Source organism: Geodermatophilus amargosae (genome assembly GCF_041028265.1).
Lineage (GTDB): Bacteria > Actinomycetota > Actinomycetes > Mycobacteriales > Geodermatophilaceae > Geodermatophilus > Geodermatophilus amargosae_A.
This window is the reverse complement of record NZ_JABGCW010000003.1, coordinates 300,726-326,540: the sequence shown is the minus strand read 5'-3', so window position 1 is coordinate 326,540 and position 25,815 is coordinate 300,726. Positions and strand designations below refer to the sequence as shown.

The following is a 25,815-nucleotide window of genomic DNA, read 5'->3' as shown; positions in this document are numbered from 1 at the left end:
GCTGCCCGAGGGGTGAACCTCTAGTGGCAACTGCAGATTACCTCTTCTGCGTGCCGCTGTAAACATCCTGCGGCCGATCCGTCTCGAGGCGTCCTCGGGGTCACCCGCCCACCCAGGGCATCCCTCCTGGTGACCGGACGCGGGCCCGCACACGGCAGGATGACCCCGTCGCGGATCCGGCCGGATCCGATCGAGGAGCGGAGGACACCCGTGGCCGACAGCCTCCCGCCGGTGGTCGAGCGCATCCACGAGGAGGTGCTGCGGCGCAATCCCGCGGAGCCGGAGTTCCACCAGGCGGTCCGTGAGGTCCTCGAGTCACTGGCAGTCGTCCTCGGCCGGCACAGCGAGTACACCGAGATGAAGACGGTCGAGCGGATCTGCGAGCCCGAACGGCAGGTCATCTTCCGGGTGCCGTGGCAGGACGACGCCGGCGAGGTGCAGATCAACCGCGGGTTCCGCGTCGAGTTCAACTCCGCGCTCGGGCCCTACAAGGGCGGCCTGCGCTTCCACCCGTCGGTCAACCTCGGCATCGTCAAGTTCCTCGGGTTCGAGCAGGTCTTCAAGAACGCGCTCACCGGCATGCCCATCGGGGGCGGCAAGGGCGGCTCGGACTTCGACCCCAAGGGCCGCTCCGACGCCGAGGTCATGCGCTTCTGCCAGTCGTTCATGACCGAGCTCTACCGGCACCTCGGTGAGTACACCGACGTGCCCGCCGGTGACATCGGCGTGGGCGCCCGGGAGATCGGCTACCTGTTCGGCCAGTACAAGCGGATCACCAACCGCTACGAGTCCGGGGTCATCACCGGCAAGGGCCTGGGCTGGGGCGGTGCACTGGTGCGCACGGAGGCCACCGGCTACGGCGCGGCCTTCTTCGCCGAGGCGATGATGGAGGCCGCCGGGGAGTCCTTCGACGGCACGCGGGTCGTCGTGAGCGGCTCGGGCAACGTCGCGGTCTACGGCATCGAGAAGGTGCACCAGCTCGGCGGCACCGTCGTCGCCTGCTCGGACTCCAGCGGCTACGTCGTCGACGAGAAGGGCATCGACCTCGAGGTCCTCAAGCAGGTCAAGGAGGTCGAGCGGGCCCGCATCGACGCCTACGCCGAGCGCGTCCCGTCGGCGTCGTTCGTGGCCGGCGGCAGCATCTGGGACGTGCCCTGCGACGTCGCGGTGCCCAGCGCGACGCAGAACGAGCTCGACGGGGACGCCGCCGCGGTCCTGGCCCGCGGCGGCTGCCGCTACGTCGTCGAGGGTGCCAACATGCCGGCCACCCCCGACGCGGTGCGGGTGTTCCGGGACGCCGGGGTCGCGTTCGCGCCGGGCAAGGCGGCCAACGCCGGGGGAGTGGCCACCTCCGCGCTGGAGATGCAGCAGAACGCCTCGCGCGACCGCTGGACCTTCGAGCACACCGAGGACCGGCTCGAGGAGATCATGCGCGGCATCCACCAGCGGTGCGCCGCCACCGCCGAGGAGTACGGCTCCCCGGGTGACCTGGTCCTCGGCGCGAACGTCGCCGGGTTCCTCCAGGTCGCCGAGGCCGTGCACGCGCACGGGCTCATCTGAGCCGCCCGGGACTCAGGGCCCCGCATGGGATGTCCGGACAGCGGGCAGTGCACCCCCATGGACCAGTCCGAACCGACCGGCGAGGAGCCGACCGCCGGCCACGACCGCGGCGCAGACGACCAGCACGACGGGCCGGACGGCCCGGCCGCACCCGAGGTCACCGCCGAGCTCGACGGCGAGATCAGCCGGGTGACCGTCACCGGGGAGCTGACCGAGGCCGCGCGGCGTCCTCTGGTCCGCGTGGTCACCGACCAGCTGCTGTCGGTCCCCACCCTGTCGCGGCTGGAGCTCGACCTCGGCGCGGTGACGTACATGAACTCCGCCGGGATGGCCGTCCTCGTGCAGCTGCAGCGCATGACGCAGCCGCGCGCGGTCACCGTCGCCCTGGTCTCACCGCCCCAGGCCGTCGCCCGCCCGCTGCAGCTGACCGGTCTGTGGCGGCGCTTCGAGGTGGTCGACGACGCCGCGGGTCCCGCCGACGGCGGCGGCTCGCCGCCGTCCGGGGCACAGGCGCGGCGGCCCGACGGGCCCGGCGGCCGCAGCGCCTGACCGCGGTGTCGGGCGGTGGCGGGGCCGCGGCTGCTCCTAGCCTGACCGGGTGCCGCCCTCCTCCCACGCCCACTCCCACGGCCCGGACCCCGACGCGCCGCCGCCGAGCCCGGAGACGCTGACGCGGCGACGCCGCGCGGTCCGGCTGATGCTCGTGCTCCTGGTGCCCGTGGGCCTGGCCACCGTCGTCGGACTCGTCGTCCTGTGGCCCGGCAGCGAGCCCACCCGTGCCGAGCAGGTCGCGGCGACGTTCCTCCCGCCGGGCACCACCTACGCCGACGCCCGCGTGGTGTCGCTGCAGACCCTGCCGTGCGGGGACACCGGCACCGTCGCGGCGACCTGCGCGACCGCCGTCGTCGAGGTCCTCGAGGGCGAGGGCGCGGGGGACTACCAGCAGGTGGACCTGTCGGCCGAGGTCGTGGCCAACGGCGTGGCCGACGGCGACACGATCGTGCTCACCCGCGACCCCGGCGCCGAGGGCGGCCCCAACTACCAGTTCTCCGACTTCGAGCGCACCACGCCGATGGTCGTGCTCGCCGTGGCCTTCGCCGTCGTGGTCGGGGCGGTGGCCCGGCTGCGCGGGCTCGCCGCCCTGGTCGGCCTGGCCTTCGCGTTCGTCGTCCTGCTGCAGTTCGTGTTGCCCGCACTGCTCGCCGGGTCCTCGCCGACGCTGGTCAGCCTGGTCGGCTCGGCGGCGATCATGTTCGTCGTCCTCTACCTGGCGCACGGCCTGTCGGCCCGGACGACGACGGCGCTGGTGGGCACCCTGTTCGGCCTCACGCTGGTGACCGTGCTCGGCTCGGTGGCCGTCGGAGTGGCGAAGCTGACCGGGCTGACGAGCGAGGAGACCGTCCAGCTCGGCACCTTCGACCCGACGCTGGACTTCTCCGGCCTGGTGATCGCCGGGGTCGTCGTCGCCGGGCTCGGCGTGCTCAACGACGTCACGATCACCCAGGCCTCGGCGATCTGGCAGCTGCACGAGGTGGACCCGGCGATGGGCCCGCGGGAGCTCTACCGCCGCGGGATGGCCGTGGGCCGCGACCACATCGCCTCGACCGTCTACACCATCGTCTTCGCCTACGCGGGGGCCGCGCTGCCGCTGCTGCTGCTCTTCGAGGTTTACACGCAGCCGGCCGGCGTCACCCTGACCAGCACGGTGGTGGCCGAGGAGGTCATCCGCACCATGGTCGGCGCGATCGCGCTGGTGCTCGCGGTCCCGGTGACGACGGCGGTCGGTGCGTTCTTCGCCACCGCGGCGGGGACGGCGGCCGGCGCCGCCCCGGAGCGGAGCCTGTCGTCGCTGCGTGCGAGATTCGCCCGGTGAACACGAGCTCCTCCCGGCCCCGTCCAGAGGCTCGCGCCGAGCTCGCGAGGCGGGAGGGGGACGGGGTCCTTCGACTGCTGGCCGCCGCCCGGTCCGCCCCCGGCTTCATGCCCGACGACGAGGGCCGCGCCCTGTACGAGGCCGCCCGCGCGGTCGAGGTGCCGGGCCCGCTGCTGGAGATCGGCACGTGGATGGGCAAGTCGGCGCTGTACCTCGCCGCCGCCGCGCGGGAGACCGGCCGGCAGGTGGTCACCGTCGACCACCACCGCGGCTCCGAGGAGCACCAGCCGGGCTGGGAGTACCATGACCCGTCGCTGGTCGACCCCGCCGTCGGGCTCCTGGACACCCTGCCGCGGTTCCGCCGCACCATCGCCGACGCCGGTGCCGAGGACGTCGTCGTCGCCGTCGTCGCGCGGTCGGAGGTGCTCGCCCCGCTGTGGTCGACGCCGCCGGCGCTGCTGTTCCTCGACGGCAGCCACACCGAGGAGTCCGCCCGCCGCGACCAGGACGCCTGGGTGGCCAAGCTCGCCGTCGGCGGCACGCTGGCCATCCACGACGTCTTCCCCGACCCCGCCGACGGCGGGCAGGCGCCCTTCGGCGTCTACCGGCGGGTGCTGGCCTCCGGGGACTTCACCGAGCTGCCCGGCACCGGGTCGCTGCGGTTGCTGCGGCGTGAGCGCTGACCGGCTCGGGGCGGAGCGGGCGGCCGCCCAGGCCCAGGTCGAGGCGCTGACCCGGGAGTTCGACGCGATCGTCGCCGCGTCGCGGGCGTCGAACGCCGACGACGAGCACGACCCCGAGGGCGCGACGATCGCGTTCGAGCGCCAGCAGGTGGCCGCGCTGCTGGAGGCCGCGCGCCGTCGGCTGGCCGACGTCGACGCCGCGGTCACCGCCGTCGAGGCCGGCACCTACGGCCGCTGCGAGTCCTGCGGCCGGCCGATCGCCCCCGAGCGCCTCGCCGCCCGCCCCACCGCCCGCACCTGCATCACCTGCGCCCGCTGAGCCGCCCCGGGCGGCAGAGATGGCCATCTCTGCCGCCCAGGGGGCGTCAGCGCGCACCGTTCACCCGCGCTCGGCCGGGAGGCGGGCCCGGTCGGACCGCCCGTTGTCGACCTGCGGTCGTCTCGGCCCGCTCAGCTGACGTAGCGGCGGGCGGTGGAGCGGCGCTGGACCGCGTCGAGCGCGGCGAACCGGGCCTCGGCGTGCGGGGGCAGCACCCGCCGCTCGCGCACCACCCACGGGATCCCGCGGACCGCGGCCAGCAGCCCCCGGGCGGTGACCCGGTCGCGCGGCAGCGTGGCCAGCAGGTGCAGCGTGCGGCGCAGCGCGGGCCGCATCGGGCGCCGCAGCCACGTCGTCCAGAGGGTGTTGCGGATGCCGTCGCGCCGGCGGCGGTGCGAGTCGCGGGCACTCGACGCCTGGTGGTGCACGGTCAGCGACGGCAGGTAGCAGAGCTCCCAGCCGGCCGCGGCGAGGTCGCCGGCCATGAGCTCCTCCTCGCCGCCGAGCCACAGCCGCTCGGAGAAGCCGCCGACCTCGAGGAACGCCTCCCGCCGGACCACGCTCGCCCCGGCCAGGAAGGAGCCCAGCGCCGGGCCGGGCAGCCAGTCGGCACCGGGGACGGGGGAGTCGCGCAGCTCCGGCACGATCGGGTCCTCGCGGGCGCCGGGCTCGACGAGGATCCGGGCGGTCACCACGGCCAGCCGCGGGTGCGCGTCCAGGACGTCGGCCGCGGTGCGCAGCGACCCCGGCTCCCACCACGTGTCGTCGTCGCAGAAGGCCACGTACGGCGTCGCGAGCCGGTCGATGCCGACGTTGCGGCCGATCGCCCCCAGGTTCTCCGGGCTCGCGACGAGCTCCACCGCGGGGAACCGCGCGCGGACCGCCTCGGCCGTCCCGTCGGTGGAGCCGTTGTCGACCAGCACCACGTGCGGCCGCTCGGGCAGCTCCAGCAGCCGTGACAGCGCGACCAGCACCTCCCCGCGCCGCTGGTGGGTGATCACCACGACGGCGATCCGCGCGTCCGGGCCGGTGCCGGTGTCCCGCGGGACGGTCTCGGTGGCCGTCACCGGGCGTCCCCGGCGAGCAGCCGCAGGTCGGCCAGCACCTGCGGGGGCAGCCGGCGCCGGCGGCGCAGCGCTGCGGGCAGGTCCGGCAGCGCCCGCCGCAGTCCGCGGCGCCCCGGTGCGCCGCCCTGCAGCGCAGTGATCACCGTGCGGACGACGTCGCGCACCGGCAGCCGCATCACCGCGGTCAGCACCCTCGAGCGCCAGATCGCCGCGCGCCGGGCCGCTGGGTCGTGCCGCCGGGTGGAGGGGTGGTGGTGCACGGTGACGGAGTCGACGTAGGCGATGTCCCAGCCGGCGGCGGCGAGGTCGAGGGACAGCCGCTCCTCCTCACCGGGGAACCGCACCACCGGGTCGAAGCCGCCGACGGCGAGGAACGCCCCGGTGCGCACCATCGCCGCGCAGCCGATGAAGCCGAGCAGTCGCGGGCCGGGCAGGTGCGGCGGCGTGCCCAGCGGGCTGGCCGCCAGCTCAGGGCACAGCGGGTCGAGCCGCTCCTCGGGGCCGACGAGGACGCGGGCGTTGAGCACCGCCAGCCGGGGATGGGCGCGCATGACCGCGACCGCGCGGGCGAGGTCGCCGGGTGCCCACCACGAGTCGTCGTCGGCGAAGGCCACGAACTCGGTGCCGGCGTGTCCGGCGCCGATGGTGCGGGCCCGCGCGCCGACGTTCCCGGCCAGCGGCAGCACCGTCACGTCCGGCAGGGCGGCCCGGACGGCCTCGACGGTGCCGTCGGTCGAGCCGTTGTCCACCAGCACCACCGGCGCCTCGTGGCGGGGCAGCGTGGCCAGCAGGTCCTCGCGCCGGTCGCGGCTCATCACCACCACGGTGACGCCGTCGGCAGCGGCCGGCCGGGTGGCGCCGGTCGCGGGGGAGGTGCTGGTCACCGCTGCACCCTGCCCGTGATGGGCGGCAGTGAACCGGTGTCGGCGGTCCCGGGAGCGGGCAGCGCCGCGGGGTCGGCGAACAGCCCGGAGGCCGGCGTCGCGCCCGCGAGGGCGTCGGCGGCGAGCACCACCGCGGCCGCCGTCCAGGTGGTCCGCTCGACCGGCCAGTGGGCGTCGTCGGGATAGACGAAGCCGGTCCAGTACGAGCCGTCGTCGTGGCGCAGGTGCTGCATGGCCGCCACCTGCTCTAGCGCGGCGTCGGCCTGCCCGGCGACGACGAGCGCGAGCGCCAGCTCGCAGGTCTCCGCGCCGGTCACCCACGGGTGGTCGGCCACGCACCGCGCACCGAGCCCGGCGACGACGAAGCGGTCCCGGTCGGCGGCCAGCCGGGCCCGCGCCGGCTCGCCGGTCACCGCGCCGGCCAGCACGGGGTAGTACCAGTCCATCGACCAGCGCGAGCGGTCGGCGAAGGCCGCGGGGTCGGTGCGCAGCGCCGTCCCGAGGCCGGTGACGGCCAGCTCCCAGTCCGGCTGCGCCTCCCCGGCCAGCCCGGCCAGCGCGATGCCGCAGCGCAGCGCCTGGAACAGGCTGGCGTTGCCGGTGAGCAGCGCCGTGTCGTCGGGCGTGCCGTCGGGCCGCAGCGCCCAGCTGACCGCGCCCGAGTCCAGCTGCATGTCCACGACGAGGTCCAGGCCGCGGCGCACGGCGGGCCACAGCTCGGCGACCAGCCGCTCGTCGCCGCTGGCCAGCCAGGTGTGCCAGGCGCCGACGGCGAGGTAGCCGGCGTGGTTGCTCTCGACGGCGGGCTGCGTCTCGATCCCGTCGCGGTACTCGGCGGCCCACGAGCCGTCGGCGCGCTGCCGGGCGGCCAGCCAGCGGTAGGCCGCCGCCGCCCGCGCGTGCTCGCCGCCGACGTCGAGGGCCATCGCCGCCTCTATGGAGTCCCACGGGTCCAGCTGCCCGCCGCGGAACCACGGCAGCGACCCGTCGCGGCCCTGCTCGGCGGCGATCGCGGCCACCGTCGCCCGCATAGCCGCCCCGTCGAGGACGCCGGGCAGCTCGGGCAGCTCAGCGCGCGGCAGCGGTCTTCTCCCGCTCCGGGGCGGCCGCCGGCTGCGCGACGGCGGGCTTGTCCGCGTAGACGACGAGGCTCTTGCCGAACAGCGGGTCGAGCACCTTCTCGGCCGCCCGCGTGACCAGCGGCCGCCTCGTGAGGTCCCAGACCAGCAGCCGGTGGTAGGCGCGCACGACGGCGGCGTCGCGGTCCACGCCCACGGCGCACTTGAGCCACCAGAACGGCGCGTGCAGCGCGTGCGCGTGGTGCTGCCGCCCGGGCACCAGGCCGGCCACCGACAGCCGGGCGCGCAGGACGTCGGCGCGGTAGATCCGGACGTGGCCGCCCTCGTTGGCGTGGTAGGCGTCCGACAGCGCCCAGCAGATCCGCTCGGGACCGTAGCGGGGCACGGTGACGACGGCCCGCCCGCCCGGCTTGAGCACCCGCGCGATCTCGGTCATCGCGGCGACGTCGTCGGGGATGTGCTCGAGCACCTCGGAGGCCATGACCCGGTCGACGCTGGCGTCGGGGAAGGGCAGGTGCCGCAGGTCGCCGCGCACCACCTCGTAGCGCGCCCCCGCCGGTGCCTCCCCGGCCTCGGCGATCGCGCCCAGCCACCGCTTCGTCGTCTCCACCTCGGGGACGCCCCAGTCGACGGCGACGACGTGCGCGCCGCGGCGGTAGGCCTCGAAGGCGTGCCGGCCCTCACCGCAGCCGAGGTCCAGCACGGTCGTGCCGGGGCGCAGGTCGAGCAGGTCGTAGTCGACGGTCAGCACTCGGTGTCCTCCTGCTCGGCGCCCTTCCGTTCCAGCACCTCGGCGTACCAGGCCGCCGTGCGCTCGGCGGTCGAGCGCCACGTGTAGGAGGCCAGCACCCGGCGGCGCCCGGCCCGGCCCAGCTGCTCCTGCAGCGAGGGCTTCTCGAGCACCAGCCGCAGCGCCGCGGTCAGCTCGTCGACGTCCCCGGCGCGCACGCGCAGGCCGGCCTGGGTGCCGACCACCTCGGGCAGCGCGCCGGCGTCGGTGGTGACCAGCGGCGTGCCGCAGGCCATGGCCTCGACCGCGGGCAGCGAGAAGCCCTCGTAGAGCGAGGGGATGGCGGCCACGGTCGCCGTCTGCAGCAGCCGCACCAGGTCGGCCTCGGGCAGCGGGCCGGTGAAGCGGACGGCGTCGCGCAGGCCGAGCCGGTCCAGCGCGGACTCGGCCGGCCCCCCGGGCCGGGCGGTGCCGACGACGGTCAGCCGCACCGGCAGCTCGGTGCGCAGCTTGGCCACCGCCTCGAGCAGGTGCACCAGCCCCTTGAGCGGGACGTCGGCGCTGGTGGTGACCACGATCGAGTCGGCCTCGCGGGGCTGCCCGGCCGGCGGCGGGGTGAAGACGCCGGGGTCGATGCCGACGGGGATGACCTCGATGCCGGAGGCGGGGACCCGCAGGTGGGTCTCGATGTCGCGCCGCGAGTTCTCCGACACGGTGGTGACGGCGTCCAGGCGGGGGGCGACCCGGGCCTGCATGGCGGTGAAGCCGTACCAGCGGTGCAGGGTGAGGCGCCGGCGCAGCGAGGGCGCCGCGGCGATCTCCAGCTGCCGGTCGATGGCCACCGGGTGGTGCACGGTGGCCACGGTCGGGACGCCCGCGCGCAGCAGCCGCAGCAGCCCGTAGCCGAGGGACTGGTTGTCGTGGACGACGTCGAACTCGTGCGCGCGGGGGAGCACCACCCGGGCGGCGCGCAGGGTGAAGGTCAGCGGCTCGGGGAAGCCGGCGGTGCACATCGCGGCCCACTCGGCGACGTCGATCCAGTCGCGGAACTCCGAGGGCCGTGGCGTCCGGAACGGGTCCGGCTCGCGGTAGAGGTCGAGGCTGGGCAGCCGGGTCAGCGGGACGCCGTCGTCGAGCTCGGGATAGGGCTGGCCGCTGAACACCTCGACGGAGTGGCCGAGGGCGGTCAGCTCGCGCGAGAGCGCCCGGACGTAGACGCCCTGCCCGCCCCCGTGCGGCTTGCTCCGGTACGACAGCAGTGCGATCCGCAGCCGTCGTCCCATGCGCCGGACCCTACCGACCCTGTTCGGTCCGCCCTCCTGACAGGGTGGCGGGCGTGATCCGACACGTCGTGCACTTCACCTGGTCCGACGCCGCCGACGAGGACCGGCGGGCGCAGACCGTGGCCGCGCTGCGCCGGCTGCCCGAGCAGGTGCCCGGTCCGGTGGCGTTCACCGTCGCGCCCGACGCGGGCCTGGTCGAGGGCAACGCGCACACCGTCCTGGTCGCCGACTTCCCCGACGCGGAGGCCTTCCGCCGCTACGCCACCGACCCCGTGCACCTCGGGGTGGTCGCCGAGCACGTCCGCCCGTACCTGGCCGCCCGCAGCGCCGTGCAGTACGAGGTCTGAGGCAGGACGGCCCGACGGTCCTGGCGCCGTCGTCCACAGGCCGCGACCCCTCCACAGGCGCGGCCGGGTGGGTCCGGGCGGGTCCCGAGGCGCCCAGGGTCGACCGGGTGGACGAACCCCGCATCCCCGTCATCCGGCTCGGCGACACCGGCGAGGTCGCCGCCGCCCTGCCGCACCTGCTCGGCTTCCACCCCGCCGAGTCCGTCGTGCTGGTCAGCCTGCGCGGGACCGGCGGCAGCCGCGTCGGCCTGACCGTGCGCGCCGACCTGCCCCCGCCCGCCGCGGCACGGTCGCTGGCGCGCACGCTCGCCGCCAGGGTGGCCACCGACGAGCCGGAGGCCGTGCTGCTGGCCGTCGTCTCCGAGGCACCGGACCTCCATGCCCCCCACGTCCTGGCCTGCGACACCGCGGCCCCGCTGCCGCCGGCGCCCGAGCTGCCGCACCGCGACGTCGTGCACGAGGTGGTGCTCGCGCTCGACGCCCGGGACGTGCCGGTCCGGGAGGCACTGCTCGTGCGGTCGGGCCGCTGGTGGGACTACGACTGCCCGTATCCGTGCTGCGCGCCCGGCGCGGGCACGCCGCTGCCCGGCGGGGCCAGCCCGCTGGCCGCCGCGGCGGTGGCCGGAGGCGCGGTCCTGGCCGCCGGCCGGGAGGTCCTCACCGCGCGGATCACCCCGTCCGACGACGACCCCGGCGCCGCCGCGATGGCGGCCGCCTGCCTGTCCGCCGGCCGCGAGCACGCCGCCCGGCTCCGGGCACTGGGCCGGGAGGGACTCGCCGCGCAGGCCGGCGCCGCGATCAGCTCCGCCGTCGCCGACTGCCGGCCGGGCCCCGACACGGCGGCCACCCGGCTGGCCGATCCCCGGGTGGCCCGGGTGCTGTGGGCGCTGACGCTGCCGGAGGTGCGCGACCGCGCGCTCGGCCTGGCACTGGGCCCCGACGCGGCGGCCGCCGAGGTGCTCTGGACCGAGTGCACCCGCCGCGCGCCGGTGCCGCTGGACGGGCCGCCGGCCACCCTGCTCGCCGTCAGCGCCTGGCTGCGCGGTGACGGTGCCATGGCCAACGTCGCGCTGGACCGGGCGCTGGCCGCCGATCCCGACGCGGAGCTGCCGCAGCTGCTGGCCGACGGCCTGGCCGCGTGCCTGCCGCCGTCCGCGCTGCGCGCGCTGATCAGCAGCACCCTCGAGCAGGACGCCCGGTGAGCCTCACACCAGCTCGGGCCGCTGCCACCCCTGCCCGAGGACGTGCTCGGCGAGGAACGCGATCACCGTCTCGTACCAGACGATCGCGTTGCCGGGCGTGAGCACCCAGTGGTTCTCGTCCGGGAAGTACAGGAACCGCGAGGGGACGCCGCGCTTCTGCAGGTCGTACCAGAGCCGCAGCGCCTCGCCGATCGGCACGCGGTAGTCCTTGTCGCCGTGGATCACCAGCATGGGCGTGCGGATGGCGTCGGCGAACCGGTGCGGGGAGTTCTGCTCGTAGCGCTTGGGAGTGGCCAGCGGGTCGCCCCACTCCCTCTCCCAGTAGTAGGCCGCGTCGGTGGTGCCGACGAACGAGTCGAGGTCCCAGAGGCTGGCGTGGGTGACGATCGCCCGGAAGCGGCCGGTCTGGGTGGCCACCCAGTTGGCCATGTAGCCGCCGAAGGAACCGCCCATCGCCGCGGTGCGCTCGGCGTCCACGTCGGGCCGCTCGAGCGCGGCGTCGACGGCGGTCATGAGGTCGGTGTAGGGGGCGCCGCCCCACTCGCCCCAGCCCCGGCGGACGAAGTCCTGCCCGAAGCCCTGCGAGAGCGCCGGGTTGGGCAGCAGGACGGCGTAGCCGCGGGCCGCCATCACCCACGGGCACCAGCGCCACGACCAGGAGTTCCAGCTCATCAGCGGACCGCCGTGGATCCACAGCAGCAGCGGCGCGGGGTCCTCGGCACTCGCGCCCTCCGGCAGGACCAGCCAGGACTGCACCTGGGCGCCGTCGGCGGCGGTGGCGCGCACCTCGTGCAGGGTCCCCGGCAGCGGCCCGAGGGCACCCGGGGACGGCAGCGGATCGGGGTGCTGACCCGTCGCTCGCGGGTCGAGGTGCACCGGCGCGGGCGGCTCGTCGTAGGCCGAGCGCAGCGCGTACAGGGCGCTGCCGTCGCGGGCCACCTGCAGGTCGCTGTAGGCGCCGTCGGCGGTGAGCCGCACCGGGTCGCCACCGGAGAGCTCCACCCGGAACAGCGCGTGCCGGCCGTCCTCGTCGGCCAGGAAGTACACGGCGTCGCCCTCGGCGCTGAACTGCGGGGCGCTCGGCCAGCGGTCGAAGCCCGCCGTGAGGTCGCGCGTCTCGGCGGAGGCCACGTCGACCAGCAGCAGCGTGTAGTCGGGGGGCTCGGCGTAGGTCGTCAGCGTCTCGCGCACGCACACCGCCGAGGCGCCGTCGGGGGAGAAGGCGCCGGAGTGGACGTCGGCCAGCGGGTCGTCGACCAGCACCCGGCTCTCGCCGGTCGCCGTCTCGACCAGGACCAGCCGGTCGCGGCGGCCGGCCGGACCGTCGGGCACGGAGTCCACGCGCAGCAGCAGCCGGCCGTCGGGGGAGAGGACGGCCGACTCCCCGGCGCCGGTGGGCGGGGCGGCGTCGGGCGTCAGGTCGCGCAGGGCCACCGGCTCGGGCCGGTCCCCGGCGGCGTCCTCGGCGGGCAGGGCGCCGGCCCAGAACAGGTGCGGGGCCGCGGGGCCGAGGTCGGCGTCCCAGTGGCGGACGGGATAGGCCTCGTGCAGGACCGCCGAGACCCCGGCGTCGCTGCGCGCCGTGCGGCGCCGCTCGTCCTCGGCCGCATCGGCGGCGCCGGGCATGGCGGAGGCGACGACCACCACGTCGCCGCTGTCGGCGGCGACGGTGAAACCGCCCACGCCGCCGGGCCGGGTGACCACCGGACGGGCCTCACCGCCGCCGGGCGGCAGCGCCCACAGCGACGGCTTCGGGTCACCGCCGTCCTTCCCGGCACCCGGGTCGGGGCGGGCCGAGACGAACAGCAGCGTGCCGTCGGGAGCGAAGGCCGGCGCCGACTCCCCGGGCGCGCTGCGGGTCAGCCGGCGCGGCGCGCGCTGCCCCGCGGGGTCGACGTCCCACAGCGCGGAGACCCACTTCTTCCGCTCCGCGTCGAGGGTCTGCACCGAGACGGCGAGCCGGCCGTCGCGAGCCAGCGCCAGGCCGCTCACCCGCGGGACGGCGACGAAGTCGGCCAGCCGGGCGAACTGGTGCTCCGGATCGGGGCCGGGAGCGGCGGTGTCGGACACGGCGGTGTCGGACACGGCGGTGTCGGACACGGCGGTGTCGGACACGGCGCTGTCGGACACGGCGTCGGGCTGGCTCACCGGGGCTCCTCGCGACGGGGACGGGACGGTGCCGCCCACCGTAACGAGCAGCGCCCGGCCCCCCGCCGGAGCGGCAGACCGGGCGCTGCGACCGGCTGCTCGGACTGCTCAGAGCTGGGCGGCGGCCTCGACCGGGGTCAGGTCCTCGTCCAGCGCCGAGACGAACAGGTGCTGGGCCACGCCCGCGGGCACCGGATGGCCGTCGAGGGTGACCGTGCCGTCGGCCGACCGCGCCACCATCGTGGCGCCGGGGCGGATCCCCTGGTCGGCGAGCGTGCGCAGCAGCGTGGCGTCCTCCTGCAACTGCTCGCTGATCCGCCGCACGGTCACCCGCCGGCCCTCAGCGGTCGCCGTGGTGGAGAGCAGGGTCAGCGCGTCGAGGACAGCAGAGGTCTCCCCGCCGAGCGCGTCGAGGCCCGGGATCGGGTTGCCGAAGGGCGAGACCGTGGGGTTGCCGAGCAGGGACAGCAGCTTGCGCTCCACCGCCTCGCTCATGACGTGCTCCCAGCGGCAGGCCTCCTCGTGCACGTCGGCGTAGTCGAGGCCGATCACGTCGACGAGCAGGCACTCGGCCAGCCGGTGCTTGCGCATGACCGCGGTGGCGAGCTCGCGGCCGGTGTCCGACAGCTGCAGGTGCCGGTCGCCCTCGACGGTCAGCAGGCCGTCGCGCTCCATGCGCGCCACGGTCTGGCTCACCGTCGGGCCGCTCTGGTGCAGCCGCTCGGCGATGCGCGCCCGCAGCGGGACGATGCCCTCCTCCTCCAGTTCGAAGATCGTGCGGAGGTACATCTCGGTGGTGTCGATGAGGTCGTTCACTGGCACTCCTCCGTGTCGTCGCCGATCCTACGGCGCGCGGGTGACCGGACCGGGTTCCGCGGGCGAGCCGGCCGGGACGGCCCGCCGGGAGGGCCTTCCGGGCGCGGCGCCCGGCGCGGTGCGGCGGTAGCGTCCGGACGGGGGCGTCGGGGGCGGCAGCGACGGCAGCGGCGACAGGGGAGGGCTCGTGAGCGACTCGGTGGCCGTGGTCTGGGACGAGGCGCTGCTCGGCTACACGATGGGCGGCGAGCACCCCCTGCACCCGGTGCGGCTGGACCTCACCATGCGCCTGGCCGACGGACTCGGCGTGCTCGCGCCGGGCCGGGTGGAGGTGGTCCGCCCGACGCCGGCCGGCGAGGACCTGCTCACCCTCGTGCACGACCCGGCCTACCTGGAGGCGGTGCGGCGGGCGCCCACCCACCCGGACGAGGCGTTCGGCCTGGGCACCACGGACAACCCGGTCTTCGAGGGCATGTACGAGGCGGCCGCGCTCATCACCGGCGGCAGCGTGCTCGCGGCGGAGCTGGTGCACTCCGGCCGCGCACAGCACGCGGTCAACATCGCCGGCGGCCTGCACCACGCCATGCCCGGCCGCGCCTCGGGCTTCTGCGTCTTCAACGACGCCGCGATCGCCATCGCCTGGCTGCTCGGTCAGGGCTACGAGCGGATCGCCTACGTCGACCTCGACGTCCACCACGGCGACGGCGTCCAGGCGACCTTCTACGACGACCCGCGGGTGCTCACGGTGAGCATCCACCAGACCCCGCTCACCCTGTTCCCCGGCACCGGGTTCCCCGAGGAGACCGGCGACCCCGAGAAGGCGCTCGGCAGCGCGGTCAACCTCGCCCTGCCCAACGGCACGGACGACTCCGGCTGGCTGCGCGCCTTCACCGCCGTCGTCCCCAGCGTGGTGCGCGCCTTCGCGCCGCAGATCCTGGTCACCCAGTGCGGCTGCGACGCCCACCACGAGGACCCGCTGGCCGACCTCGCGCTCACGATCGACGGCCAGCGGGCCAGCTACCGGGCGGTGCACGACCTCGCCCACGAGGTGTGCGACGGCCGCTGGATCGCCCTCGGCGGCGGCGGGTACGGCCTGGTGCGCTGTGTGCCGCGGGCCTGGACGCACCTGCTCGCCGAGGCCTCCGGGGACCGGCTGGACCCCGTGACGGCGATCCCGCAGTCGTGGCGCGACGACGTCGTGGCCCGGGGGCTGAAGGCCCGGCCCCCCACGCACATGACCGAGGGCGGCTACACCGGCTTCTCGGCGTGGGACCCCTTCACCGAGTCCCGCGTCGACCGGGCGGTGTCCCGCACCCGCAAGGCGTCCTTCCCCTACTTCGGCCTCGACCCGGACGACCCCCGTGACTGACCAGCAGACCGACGCGGCGCCGGCCCACGACGAGGAGGCACCGCAGCCGCCGGCGCACTGGCAGGCCGACATCGTCGCCGCCGACGGCGGCACGGTGCACCTGCGGCCCATCTGCCCCGAGGACGCCGAGGGGCTCACCGGGCTGATGGACCGCAGCTCCGAGCAGACCCGCTACTACCGGTTCTTCGGGCCGATGAAGCGGCTGTCGGCCAGGGACCTGCACCGGTTCACCCACGTCGACCACACCGACCGGGTGGCCTTCGTGCTGCTGCTCGGCGAGCAGCTGATCGGCGTCGGCCGCTACGACCGCTATCCCGACACCACCGACGCCGAGGTGGCCTTCCTCATCGAGGACGCCCACCAGGGCCGGGGCCTGGGCTCGGTGCTGCTCGAGCACCTGTCCGCCGCGGCCCGCGAGCGCGGGATCACCAACTTCGTCGCCGAGGTGCTCGCCCAGAACAGCCGGATGGTGCGGGTCTTCCTCGACGCCGGCTACTCGCCCAGCCGCTCCTACGAGGACGGCGTGGTCCACCTGACCTTCCCGATCGCGCCCACCGAGACCTCGCTGGCCGTCGCCTACGAGCGCGAGCAGCGCAGCGAGTCCCGCTCGATCGCCCGGCTGCTCACGCCTCGGTCGGTCGCGGTCGTCGGGGCCAGCAACGACGAGGCCAAGATCGGCAACCTCGTGCTGCGCAACCTGCTCGACTACGGCTTCGAGGGGCCGGTGTACCCGGTCAACCCCGGCGCCCGGCACGTGCGCGGCGTCCCCGCGTACGCCTCGATCGAGGCCATCCCCGACGACGTCGACCTGGCCGTGGTCGCCGTCCCAGCCGACGAGGTGGCCGGCGTGGTCGAGGCCTGCCGGCGCAAGCAGGTCCGCGGCCTGGTGGTCATCTCCGGCGGCTTCGGCGAGACCGGCCCGGCCGGCCGCGACGCCGAGCGGCAGCTGGTGGCCGCGGCGCGCGCGTCGGGCATGCGGGTCGTCGGCCCCAACTGCCTGGGCATCGTCAACACCGACCCGGCCGTCCGGCTCGACGCCAGCCTCGCCCCCCACGTCCCCAGCCGCGGCCGCGTCGGCTTCTTCGCCCAGTCCGGCGCGCTCGGCGTCGCGCTGCTGGAGCGGGCGCGCAGCCGCAACATCGGCCTGTCCAGCTTCGTCTCGGCCGGCAACCGCGCCGACGTCAGCGGCAACGACCTGCTGCAGTACTGGGCCACCGACCCCGGCACCGAGGTCGTGCTGCTGCACCTGGAGAGCTTCGGCAACCCCCGCAAGTTCGCCCGGCTGGCCCGCACCGTCGCCCGCACCAAGCCGGTGGTGGCGGTGAAGAGCGGCCGGCACGGCGGGCTGACCCCGGGCCTGGCCGGCACGTCGGTGGCGGTGCCCGAGCAGTCGGTGGCCGCGCTGTTCGCCTCGGCCGGGGTGATCCGCGTGGAGACCGTGGCCCAGCTGTTCGAGGTCGGCCTGCTCCTGGCCCACCAGCCGCTGCCCGCGGGCGACCGGGTCGCCGTCGTCGGCAACTCCACGGCCATGGGGGTCCTCGTCGCCGACGCCGTCCTCGACCAGGGCCTGGCCCTCGCGCACGAGGCGCCGGTCGACATCGGCACCAACGGCAGCCCGGAGGCGTTCCGCACCGCGCTGCAGGCGGCGGTCGACGACGACGGCGTGGACTCCGTCGTGGCGGTGTTCCTCCCGCCGCTGGTGCGCACGCCCCCGGACGAGTTCGGGCGGGTGCTCCGCGAGGTCTCGACCGCCTCGGCCAAGCCGGTGGTGGCCACGTTCCTCTCCGCCGAGGGCATCCCGCCGGAGCTCGCCGTACCCGACGACGCCGGCATGCCCGCCCGCGGCTCGGTTCCGTCCTACTCCACGCCGGAGCGCGCGGTCATCGCGCTGGCGCGGGTCACCGAGTACGCCCGGTGGCGCCGGCGGCCGATGGGCACCGTGCCCGAGCTGCCCGACGTCGACGCCGCGCGCGCCCGGTCGGTCGTCCTCGGCGCGATGGCCGAGTCACCCGGCGGCCGCCCACTGACCGACGACGAGAGCCTGCAGCTGCTGGCCGCCTACGGGGTGCCGCTGCTGGGGACGCGGACGGCGACCACCGCCGAGGAGGCCGTCGCCGCAGCCGACGCCGTCGGCTACCCGGTGGTGCTCAAGTCCACGGCGCCGTGGCTGCGGCACCGCACCGACCTCGGCGGGGTCCGGCTGGACCTGGCCGACGCCGCGGCCGTCCGTGCCGCGTTCGCCGCCATCCCGGCCGGTGACCCGGTGATCGTGCAGGAGATGGCCGCCCCGGGCGTGGCCACCGTGGTGGAGGTCGTCGACGACCCGTCGTTCGGCGCGCTGGTCAGCTTCGGCGTCGGGGGAGTGGCCACCGAGCTGCTCGGCGATCGCGCCTACCGCACCCTGCCGCTCACCGACCTCGACGCCGCAGAGCTCGTGCGCGCCCCCCGGGCCTGGCCGCTGCTCGACGGCTGGCGGGGGTCCGAGCCGGTCGACGTCGCGGCGCTGGAGGACCTGCTGCTGCGGGTGGCGCGACTGGCCGACGACCTGCCCGAGGTGCTGGGGCTGACCCTCTCGCCGGTGATCGTGGGCCCGGCGAACCCGTGGCACGGCGGCCGGTCGCTGGTGGTCGCCGGTGGCACCGTGCGGGTGGGTCCGCCGACCGCCCGCGTCGAGCCCGGCCCCCGGCGCCTGCGCGACCTGTACTGAGCGCCCCGGCTACCGCCAGCGCTCGACGAACCCGACCGTCGCGCGGTCGACCTCGTCGGGGTGCGAGGCGCTCAGGAAGTGCCGGCCACCCTCGACGACGCGGAGCTCGGCGCCGGCGCTGGCGGTGAACAGGCCGATCTCGTCCTCCGCGTTGGCGACCGAGTACACCGGGTCCGCGGTGCCGTGCATCCACAGCACCGGGCACCGCACGCCGTCCAGCCGGCCGTGCAGGCCGTCGCGGTCCCGCAGGTTGACCGAGCTGGTGCGCAGCCGCCTGCGCCCGTCGTCGCCGGCGTAGTTCTCCTGGTGCGTCCGGTGCCAGAACGCGCGCTCCCCGGGCGACACGTCCTCGCCGAGGCCCTCGGCGAGGACGGCGTCGACCAGCGCGGTCGGGACCGCCCAGTCCGCACCGACGGGCTCGGCGAGGGCGTCGATGGCCGGCGTGCAGAAGCCGACGCCGTCCCAGCAGCCCAGGTCCCGGCTGCGCCGGCTCTCGGCGTCCATCGAGGTGCCCAGCAGGACGATGCCCCTGACCACGTGGGGAGCCAGCATCGCCATGCGCGCCGCCACCCAGCCACCCTGCGAGGTGCCCAGGACGAACGCCTCGCGGATGCCGAGTGCGTCGAGGACCTGCAGGTCGGCCAGCGCGGAGTCCCAGTAGGTGAACTGCTCGTACGAGGCGCGCGTCCGGCCGTGGCCGTACGGCTCGAGGGCGAGCAGGTTGGTGGCGGCCGCGAGCTCCTCGTCGGCGAACTGCGGCCGGAAGAGCTCGGCGGAGGTGCTGAACGAGTTGACCATGACCAGCGTCGGGAGCGAGGCGTCGTAGGCCCGTCCGAACCGGTGGCCGATGGTCGAGGTGCCCAGGTGGGGGACCTCGATCGTCTCGACGTCGCTCACGGGTCCCCTGTCGTCGGGCCGGGGTGGGTCCGGCCATCGTGGTCCCGCCCTCGGGAGCGGTCAACCGGCCGGGCGGGGACCGCTCAGGGCTGCCGGCCGGTGAAGGCCAGCAGCCTGGTCCGGGCGTCGGCGTCGTCGGGGACCGGGACCCGCGGACCGTAGTGGCCACTGCTGCGCAGCGCGGCGTCCCAGGGCTCGATCCCGGCGAGGAAGCCCGCTGCCTCCGCCGGGTCCACGGTCTCGTCCTGACCGGTGGCGCGGGCGAGGTCCCAGGCGTGCACCAGCAGGTCCATCAGGCCGGTCATCGCGACCAGCTCCTCCAGCGTCATGTCCCCGGCGCGGGTGCTCGTCGGGCGCGCGGCGACGGCGGGGTCCTCGAGCAGGGCGGAGATCGCGGCGTCAGCGGCCCGCCAGGCGCCGGCCGGGTCGTCGTCCACCGAGGGCAGCTCGGGCAGCGGCAGGCCGACCGCACCCAGGTACAGCGAGGGCATCCACTCGACGACGTGCCGGACGACGTCGCGGGCCACCCAGCCCTCGCACGGCGCCGGGTCGTCCCAGCGGCCGGCGGGGACGCCGTCGACCCGCCGGCCGAAGTCGTCGGCCAGGTGCCGCCAGCGCTGCGCCGTCGTCCGCCCCGTCGTCGGCGCCGTCGTCGGTCCGGCCGTCGTCTCGTCGGTCTGCTCGGTCGTCATCACGCTCTCCTCAACCATCCGGTTGAGGACGAGCCTGGCCCGGGGCGCAGTCCCTGTCAACGCCGAGAGCCGGCTCCCCGCGGGGAACCGGCTCTCGGATGTCGGCTGTCAGGCCAGGTAGTCGCGCAGGGCGTCGGCGCGCTGCGGGTCGCGCAGCTTGGCCATCGTGTCGCGCTCGATCTGGCGCACCCGCTCGCGGGAGAGGCCGAACTGCTTGCCGATCTGCTCGAGCGTGCGGGGCTGGCCGCCGTCGAGGCCGAAGCGCAGCACCACCACGTCGCGCTCGCGCTCCTCCAGTGTGGAGAGGACGGTGCGCACGTCGCCCTTCATCATCTGGAAGGCCACGGCGTCCTCGGCGACCGCGGCATCGGCGTCCTCGATGAAGTCACCGAGCCGGGACTCCTCGTCGGCACCGACGGTCTGGTCGAGGCTGACCAGGTCGCGGCTGTACTCCAGCAGCTCGGCGACCCGCTCGGGGGTCATGTCGAGCTCGAGGCCGAGCTCCTCGGCCGTGGGCTCGCGCTCGAGCTCCTGGTGCACCCGGCGACGGGTCCGCACGACCTTGTTGACCTGCTCGGCCAGGTGCACGGGCAGCCGGATGGTGCGGCCGGAGTCGGCCATCGCGCGGGTGATCGCCTGGCGGATCCACCACGTCGCGTAGGTCGAGAACTTGAACCCCTTGGTGTAGTCGAACTTCTCGACGGCGCGGATGAGGCCGACGTTGCCCTCCTGGATGAGGTCCAGGAACGTCATGCCGTGGCCGGTGTAGCGCTTGGCCACCGAGACGACCAGGCGCAGGTTGGCCTCGAGCAGGTGCCGCTTGGCGGCCTTGCCGTCGGCGGCCAGCGCCTTGTAGTCGCGCTGCAGGGCCGGGGTGAGCTGCCGCTCGGTGAGCAGCCGCTCGGCGTAGAGGCCTGCCTCGATGCGCTTGGCGAGCTCGACCTCCTGCTCGGCGGTCAGCAGCGCGGTCTTGCCGATGGTGTTGAGGTACACGCGCACCAGGTCGGTCGACACCAGGCCACTGGTGTCCGGCTCGCGGCGCGGCGAGCGGACCTCGAGGGTGTCACTGGGGGAAGACTGGAGGAGCGTCACGGGATGTCTTCGTCCTTGCCTGGAGTTCGGATGCATGTACCGGCCCTCGTGGCCGGTGGGACACCCGCGTCTGGGGGTGGGGCTCCGCTGTCCGCGCGGTACCCCGCTGTTCGTCCGTTGTGGTCCGTTGTGTTACGCCCCGTACAACGGTCCAGGCAGGGCCTGGTGTTCCGCGCGGCCCGCCTTCACAGGGTCCGCACAGGTGGTGTGTTCGGTCACCCCACGTACCCGGCTCGCCGCCGGGTCAGACCTCCAGCAGCAAGGTCATCGGTCCCTCGTTGACCGATGCCACGAGCATCCGCGCGCCGAACACCCCCGTGGCCACCGTGCTGCCGCGGCGCCGCAACTCCTCGACGACGGCCGTGACCAGCGGTTCGGCCACCTCCGCCGGTGCGGCACCGTCCCAGGAGGGGCGGCGGCCCTTGCGCGTGTCGGCATGGAGTGTGAACTGGCTCACGACGAGCACCGGGAGTCCGAGGTCGCCGGCCGAGCGGGCGCCGTCCCCGGTGGCGAACAGCCGCAGCTCGTGGATCTTCCGGGCCAGCGCCGTCGCCCGGTCGGCGTCGTCGTCGCGGCCGACGCCGACCAGCGCGAGCAGGCCCCTCCCGATCTCCCCGACGACGGTGCCGTCGACGGTCACCGACGCCGAGGTCACCCTGCTCACCACCGCACGCACCGGCCCATCCTGCGGAGGAGGCCCGGCGCGCCGGTGACCGGGTGCCCCGCGGGTATCGGTTGCTCTCGTTCCGGAGTTACGGTGGAGGGGCCGGCCGCCCGGGCACCGGCGCACCGGTGACCACCTCGGGGGACCCCACGTTGCACTCGGACCAGAGCTCCGCGGTCGGTGCCGACCCCGGAGCCTGCCCCGGCGCCGGCCCCGATGCGGGCCCCGCGCACGACGCGCTGGTCTACGACGTCCCCGAGCAGGTCGCCGAGGTCGCCGCCCCGTGGCTGCTCGAGGGCCTGGCGGCCGGGGACGCCGCGGTGGTCGCCGTGGACCCCAGGACCGCCGGTCCGCTGTGCGAGGCCCTCGGGAACGACCCGCGGGTGATCGTGGTCGAGCGGCACGCCCTCTACCGATCCCGCACCCCCACCGCCGTCACCGCCTTCCGCCGGTTCGCCGCCGAGCACGCCGCTCCCGGGCGCCGGGTGCGCGTGGTCGGGGAGGTGGACTTCGGCGCCACCGTCGCCGACTGGCGCGAGTGGCAGGCCTACGAGGCGGTCATCAACGCCGCCTTCGCCCCCTTTCCGCTGTGGGGACTGTGCGTCTTCAGCGCCGGCCTGCCTGAGCCGCTGCTGGCCACGGCGCGGCACACGCACCCGGGCCTGGTCACCGCGGACGGGTGGGCGCCCAACCCCGCCTACGTCGACCCCGCCGCCTACCTGCGCGCCCTCCCGGTCCCCGACGAGCAGCTCGAGGCCACCCCCCCGGCGCTGGCCGACGACACCATCGCCGACTACACCGGCCTGCGGCGCGCCGTCCGGGCGCTCCTGGAGACCGTCGACGGCCCCGGTGACGTGCTGGAGGACTTCCTCATGGCCGTCGACGAGATGGCCTCGAACGCCGTCCGGCACGGCTCCCCGCCGGCCGGACTGCGGCTGTGGACCGCGCCGGGACGGCTGGTCTGCACCGTCCGCGACTCCGGGCGGGGCTGGGACGACCCCTTCGCCGGGTACGGGCCGGCGCACGGTGAGGACCTGTCCCACGGCGGCATGGGCCTGTGGCTGGCCCGCCAGCTGTGCGACCACGTCGCGATCCGCCGCGACGAGCGCGGGGTCAGCGTGCGGTTGTCCACCAGCTGGGCCTGACGAGGCGCCGGACACCCGGGGCCGTCCCCGTCGGGGGAGGGGTCCCCGGGCCGGCGGGCGGGGATCACACGGCCGCCGGGTCCCCCGCCTGCTCGGGGTCGGCGGCGAGGTCGGCCAGGTGGCGGTGGACGGATCCGACGGTCACCGAGCCCTCGCCGACGGCGCCGGCGACCCGCTTGACCGAGCCGTAGCGGACGTCGCCGGCGGCGAAGACCCCCGGGCGACTCGTCTCGAACGGATACGGGTCCCGGACCAGCGGCCAGTCGCACGAGGGGACGTCGCGGCCGGTGAGGACGAAGCCGTGCTCGTCGAGGCGGACCGCGGGGGCGAGCCACCCGGTGCGCGGCTCGGCGCCGATCAGGACGAAGACGGCCGCCGCACCCACCTCCTCCGTCCGGCCCGTCCCGCGGTCCTGCAGGGTCAGCCCCTCCAACCGGCTGCCACCGCGGCCACCGACCACCTGGGTGCGCAGCCGGACCCGGACGTTGGGCGTGGCCTCGACCTGCCGGACGAGGTAGTGGGACATGCCGGCGTCCAGGGAGTCGCCACGCACCAGCAGGGTGACCCGGGCCGCGTACTGCGCGAGGTGGAGGGCCGCCTGCCCGGCGGAGTTGGCCCCGCCGACGACGTAGACCTCCTCGCCCGCGACCGCCGGTGCCATCACCCCGGCCGCGCCGTAGAAGACGCCGGCACCGGTGAGCCGGTCCAGGTCGGGGATGCCCAGACGCCGGTAGCGGACGCCGGTGGCGAGGACCACGGCGCGGGCCGCGACGGAACCGCCGTCGCGGAAGCCGAGCACGTGGCGGTCGCCGTCGGCGCTCAACGCGGTCACCTGGTGGGTGAAGACGAACTCGGCGCCGAGCAGCGTGGCCTGTTGCCAGGCGCGGTGGGCCAGCTCGCCGCCTCCGATGCCCCCGGGGAACCCGAGGTAGTTGCGGATCATGGAGCTCGTGCCGGCCTGCCCTCCGATGGCCCGCTCCTCCAGCAGCAGGGTGCGCAACCCCTCGGACGCGCCGTAGACGGCGGCGGCGAGCCCTGCCGGCCCGGCTCCGAGGACCACCAGGTCGTAGACCGAGGTGGAGGGCTGGATCCGGATGCCGTGGGAGACGGCCAGCTCGACCATCGACGGCCGGTACAGCACCGTTCCGTCGTGGCGGATCACCGCGGGCAGCCGCTCGACGTCGAGCGCGTGGTCCTGCACGAGCCGGCGACCGGCGTCGCTGTCCTGCGGGTGGAAGAGGAACGGCACGCCGTTGACCGTCAGCCCGTCCCGGACGTCGTGGCAGCGCGGATCCCACTCGTCGCCCACGATCCGGTAGACCACGTGGCTCGGCCGGTGCGCCCTCGACCACGTGCTCAGGGCCTCCTGTACCCGGGGGTAGAGCCACTCCTCGGGATTGACCCAGCCCTTCACCATCCAGGCGTCGATCCGGCCCAGCGCGCTGGCGCGCTGCAGGGCGGGCAGCTCGCCGAACGGGATCCGGGTGTGGTGCTCGTCGACGTCGAAGAGCAGCAGACGGGCGGCTCCACGGTGCAGGTCCGCCGCCTCCTGCAGGAGGACGACGCCGTCGCCGTCGGGGAGGTGCAGGTCCGCGGCCACGAGTGCCACCTGTCGCCCGGCCCGCGACAGGCGTCCGAGCTCGGCACGTGCGCCCCCGGCCGAGTCTGCGGTGAGCACCCGGTAGTCCGGTGCGAACCGGTGCTCCAGGGCGGCAGCCGTCATCGCCACGTCCCGCGGGTCCCCGCCGACGACCAGGAGCACCGGTGGCTGCGACCCGTCCGGCGCGGCGCCGTCGACCGGGCCCGTCATCGCCCGGCCCCGGTGCGGTCGGATGCCGGCCGCGCCCCGGTCCGCTCGGGCGGGGGCGCGGCGCGGTCGTCGTCGAGGCGGCGCAGGGCCGGGTTCAGCAGCATGCCCAGCGTGACCGCCAGGTAGAGGACGCCGAGGCCGACGATGGTGGGCACCAGGCCCGCGCCCTCGACGACGAAGCCGACGATCGCGATGACGAACGGGGCGGCCGCCGACGACAGGGACTGCAGCGCGCCGAACACGCGGCCGTAGAGCTCCGTCGGGGTGACCGTCTGCACCACCGTGAACAGCAGCGGCACGATCGGGCCGGCGACGACCCCGCCGAGCAGGACCAGGACGACCATGAGTCCGAGCGGCGGGGTCAGCGCCAGGCCGCCGTAGAGCAGCAGTGCTCCACCGGCGCCGCCGAGCAGCACGGTGAGCCGCCGGGGCAGGCGGTGCCCGATGGCGCCGAAGAGGGCGGCGCCGAGCAGGGAGCCGGCGCCGATCGCGGAGGTGAGCGCGCCGAGGCTCGTCGGGCTGCCCCAGACGTCGCGGGCGTACACGGGGAGGACAACGGTGACCAGGGAGCCGTCCAGGGCGTTCGCGACCGCGACGACGAGGACGATCGACACCAGCAGGCCGTTGCGCAGGACGAACCTCAACCCGACGAACAGCTCGCTCCAGTAGTGACGGCCCGCCTGGACCGCTGCGGCCGCGCCCTCCTCGTGACTGCCGGGACGGACCAGTGCGGCCACGAGCAGAGCGGACAGCACGAAGGCCGCCGCCTGGACGTAGAGCACGTCCGCAGGGCCCATGACCGCGACCAGGAGGCCGCCGGCGATCGGGCCGACCAGCATCGCGCCCCGGTTGACCGCGCGGTCGACGGCGTTGGCCCGCTCGACCGTCATCGCCGCCCGGCGGGCCAGGCCGGGCACGATCGCGTAGCGGGCCGTGTCGCCGGGTGCCTGCATGGCGGCGATGAGGAACCCGAGGACCAGGATCTGCCAGAACTGCAGGACGCCGGCCGCGTGCAGCAGCGGGATGGCGGCCACCACCACGGCGGCGCCGGTGTCGGTGAGCACACTGGACCGCTTGAACCCGAGCCGGTCGATGACCGGACCGCTGAACACGGCGGCCAGGACCCCGCCGAGGGTGATGGCCGTCGCCACGAGGCCGGTCCTGGCCGCACTGCCGGTGGTCTCCAGGATGAACCAGGGGATGGCCACGTTGGACGTCTGCCCGCCCAGCGTGGAGATCCCGTTGGCGCTCCACATCGCGAGGATCCCGGTGCGCCCGGCCCGGCCCGGTCCCCGTACGGCGCTGTCGGAAGTGACCGTCATGTCCAGTCCTCCGCCCTGTGGGATGCGGTCGGCGCAGCACCGGTCCCCGGGTCGGAGGCGCGGTCCTGCGCGGCCCTCGTGCGGTCGTCAGCGAACGGGGTTGGCATCATGCCGACGCCGGGGGGT

At 75.4% G+C, this 25,815-nt stretch carries 23 protein-coding genes; 10 read left to right on the top strand and 13 right to left on the bottom strand.

The features are described from left to right. Positions 1-210: 210 nt before the first annotated feature. From gdhA to HLV61_RS04835, 5 genes are all read left to right on the top strand, one after another. Complete coding sequence (gdhA, locus tag HLV61_RS04855; RefSeq protein WP_369253255.1) at positions 211-1,560, top strand: NADP-specific glutamate dehydrogenase; 1,350 nt, start codon at positions 211-213, stop codon at positions 1,558-1,560. 57 nt (positions 1,561-1,617) lie between these two features. Beyond that, a complete protein-coding gene (locus tag HLV61_RS04850) occupies positions 1,618-2,109 on the top strand; it encodes an STAS domain-containing protein (protein WP_369253254.1) in 492 nt (163 codons plus the stop codon). Between the two features lie 49 nt (positions 2,110-2,158). After that, complete coding sequence (locus HLV61_RS04845) at positions 2,159-3,433, top strand: YibE/F family protein (protein WP_369253253.1); 1,275 nt, start codon at positions 2,159-2,161, stop codon at positions 3,431-3,433. Between the two features lie 107 nt (positions 3,434-3,540). After that, the gene (locus tag HLV61_RS04840) at positions 3,541-4,116 is read left to right on the top strand and encodes a class I SAM-dependent methyltransferase (RefSeq protein ID WP_369253252.1); all 576 of its coding nucleotides are present in this window, start codon (positions 3,541-3,543) and stop codon (positions 4,114-4,116) included. Further along, a complete protein-coding gene (locus HLV61_RS04835; protein ID WP_369253251.1) occupies positions 4,106-4,435 on the top strand; it encodes a TraR/DksA family transcriptional regulator in 330 nt (109 codons plus the stop codon). The genes HLV61_RS04840 and HLV61_RS04835 overlap by 11 nt, the downstream gene beginning before the upstream one ends. 131 nt (positions 4,436-4,566) lie before the next feature. Here the strand turns inward: HLV61_RS04835 and HLV61_RS04830 are convergent, their stop codons facing one another. The 5 genes from HLV61_RS04830 to HLV61_RS04810 are packed head-to-tail and all read right to left on the bottom strand — an operon-like array spanning position 4,567 to position 9,478. Further along, on the bottom strand, positions 4,567-5,502 hold the full coding sequence (locus tag HLV61_RS04830; RefSeq protein WP_369253250.1) for a glycosyltransferase family 2 protein: 936 nt from the start codon (positions 5,500-5,502) through the stop codon (positions 4,567-4,569). Further along, positions 5,499-6,386, bottom strand: a complete 888-nt coding sequence (locus tag HLV61_RS04825) for a glycosyltransferase (protein WP_369253249.1) — start codon at positions 6,384-6,386, stop codon at positions 5,499-5,501. The genes HLV61_RS04830 and HLV61_RS04825 overlap by 4 nt, the downstream gene beginning before the upstream one ends. Beyond that, complete coding sequence (locus tag HLV61_RS04820; RefSeq protein ID WP_369253248.1) at positions 6,383-7,405, bottom strand: prenyltransferase; 1,023 nt, start codon at positions 7,403-7,405, stop codon at positions 6,383-6,385. Before HLV61_RS04820 ends, HLV61_RS04825 begins: the two co-directional genes overlap by 4 nt. 49 nt (positions 7,406-7,454) lie before the next feature. Further along, positions 7,455-8,216, bottom strand: coding sequence for a class I SAM-dependent methyltransferase (locus HLV61_RS04815; RefSeq protein WP_369253247.1), 762 nt, complete (start codon positions 8,214-8,216; stop codon positions 7,455-7,457). Further along, on the bottom strand, positions 8,210-9,478 hold the full coding sequence (locus tag HLV61_RS04810; protein WP_369253246.1) for a glycosyltransferase family 4 protein: 1,269 nt from the start codon (positions 9,476-9,478) through the stop codon (positions 8,210-8,212). The genes HLV61_RS04815 and HLV61_RS04810 overlap by 7 nt, the downstream gene beginning before the upstream one ends. Positions 9,479-9,531: 53 nt before the next feature. Between HLV61_RS04810 and HLV61_RS04805 the strand changes: the two genes are divergently transcribed. Both HLV61_RS04805 and HLV61_RS04800 read left to right on the top strand, forming a co-directional pair. Beyond that, positions 9,532-9,825 carry a Dabb family protein gene (locus HLV61_RS04805; protein WP_369253245.1) on the top strand — a complete coding sequence of 98 codons (294 nt, stop codon included), beginning with the start codon at positions 9,532-9,534 and terminating at the stop codon, positions 9,823-9,825. 107 nt (positions 9,826-9,932) lie between these two features. After that, a complete protein-coding gene (locus HLV61_RS04800) occupies positions 9,933-11,027 on the top strand; it encodes a DUF4192 domain-containing protein (RefSeq protein WP_369253244.1) in 1,095 nt (364 codons plus the stop codon). Positions 11,028-11,030: 3 nt separating this feature from the next. Here the strand turns inward: HLV61_RS04800 and HLV61_RS04795 are convergent, their stop codons facing one another. Continuing rightward, a complete protein-coding gene (locus HLV61_RS04795) occupies positions 11,031-13,175 on the bottom strand; it encodes a prolyl oligopeptidase family serine peptidase (protein ID WP_369253243.1) in 2,145 nt (714 codons plus the stop codon). 108 nt (positions 13,176-13,283) lie between these two features. After that, the gene (locus tag HLV61_RS04790; RefSeq protein WP_369253242.1) at positions 13,284-13,991 is read right to left on the bottom strand and encodes a metal-dependent transcriptional regulator; all 708 of its coding nucleotides are present in this window, start codon (positions 13,989-13,991) and stop codon (positions 13,284-13,286) included. Between the two features lie 187 nt (positions 13,992-14,178). On the opposite strand from HLV61_RS04790, the gene HLV61_RS04785 reads away from it, so the two are divergent. Both HLV61_RS04785 and HLV61_RS04780 read left to right on the top strand, forming a co-directional pair. Continuing rightward, positions 14,179-15,360 (top strand): acetoin utilization protein AcuC, encoded by a 1,182-nt coding sequence (locus HLV61_RS04785; protein WP_369253241.1) that lies wholly within the window; start codon positions 14,179-14,181, stop codon positions 15,358-15,360. Next, positions 15,353-18,067, top strand: coding sequence for a bifunctional acetate--CoA ligase family protein/GNAT family N-acetyltransferase (locus HLV61_RS04780; RefSeq protein WP_369253240.1), 2,715 nt, complete (start codon positions 15,353-15,355; stop codon positions 18,065-18,067). The genes HLV61_RS04785 and HLV61_RS04780 overlap by 8 nt, the downstream gene beginning before the upstream one ends. A gap of 9 nt (positions 18,068-18,076) precedes the next feature. Here the strand turns inward: HLV61_RS04780 and HLV61_RS04775 are convergent, their stop codons facing one another. The 4 genes from HLV61_RS04775 to dtd form a co-directional block, all read right to left on the bottom strand. After that, complete coding sequence (locus HLV61_RS04775; RefSeq protein ID WP_369253239.1) at positions 18,077-18,964, bottom strand: alpha/beta fold hydrolase; 888 nt, start codon at positions 18,962-18,964, stop codon at positions 18,077-18,079. A gap of 83 nt (positions 18,965-19,047) precedes the next feature. Beyond that, positions 19,048-19,656: a TIGR03086 family metal-binding protein gene (locus HLV61_RS04770; RefSeq protein ID WP_369253238.1), complete on the bottom strand. Its 609-nt coding sequence runs from the start codon at positions 19,654-19,656 to the stop codon at positions 19,048-19,050. Positions 19,657-19,764: 108 nt separating this feature from the next. Next, positions 19,765-20,748, bottom strand: coding sequence for an RNA polymerase sigma factor SigB (gene sigB, locus HLV61_RS04765; protein ID WP_369253237.1), 984 nt, complete (start codon positions 20,746-20,748; stop codon positions 19,765-19,767). Between the two features lie 244 nt (positions 20,749-20,992). After that, positions 20,993-21,424, bottom strand: coding sequence for a D-aminoacyl-tRNA deacylase (dtd, locus tag HLV61_RS04760; protein WP_369253236.1), 432 nt, complete (start codon positions 21,422-21,424; stop codon positions 20,993-20,995). Between the two features lie 116 nt (positions 21,425-21,540). Here dtd and HLV61_RS04755 point away from each other — a divergent pair, with 116 nt between their 5' ends. Further along, positions 21,541-22,557 (top strand): anti-sigma factor RsbA family regulatory protein, encoded by a 1,017-nt coding sequence (locus tag HLV61_RS04755; protein WP_369253235.1) that lies wholly within the window; start codon positions 21,541-21,543, stop codon positions 22,555-22,557. A 64-nt stretch (positions 22,558-22,621) separates the two neighbouring features. Here HLV61_RS04755 and HLV61_RS04750 read toward each other — a convergent pair whose 3' ends face one another. Both HLV61_RS04750 and HLV61_RS04745 read right to left on the bottom strand, forming a co-directional pair. Next, positions 22,622-24,367 (bottom strand): FAD-dependent oxidoreductase, encoded by a 1,746-nt coding sequence (locus tag HLV61_RS04750; protein ID WP_369253234.1) that lies wholly within the window; start codon positions 24,365-24,367, stop codon positions 22,622-22,624. After that, complete coding sequence (locus HLV61_RS04745; protein ID WP_369253233.1) at positions 24,364-25,689, bottom strand: MFS transporter; 1,326 nt, start codon at positions 25,687-25,689, stop codon at positions 24,364-24,366. The genes HLV61_RS04750 and HLV61_RS04745 overlap by 4 nt, the downstream gene beginning before the upstream one ends. Positions 25,690-25,815: the final 126 nt, after the last annotated feature.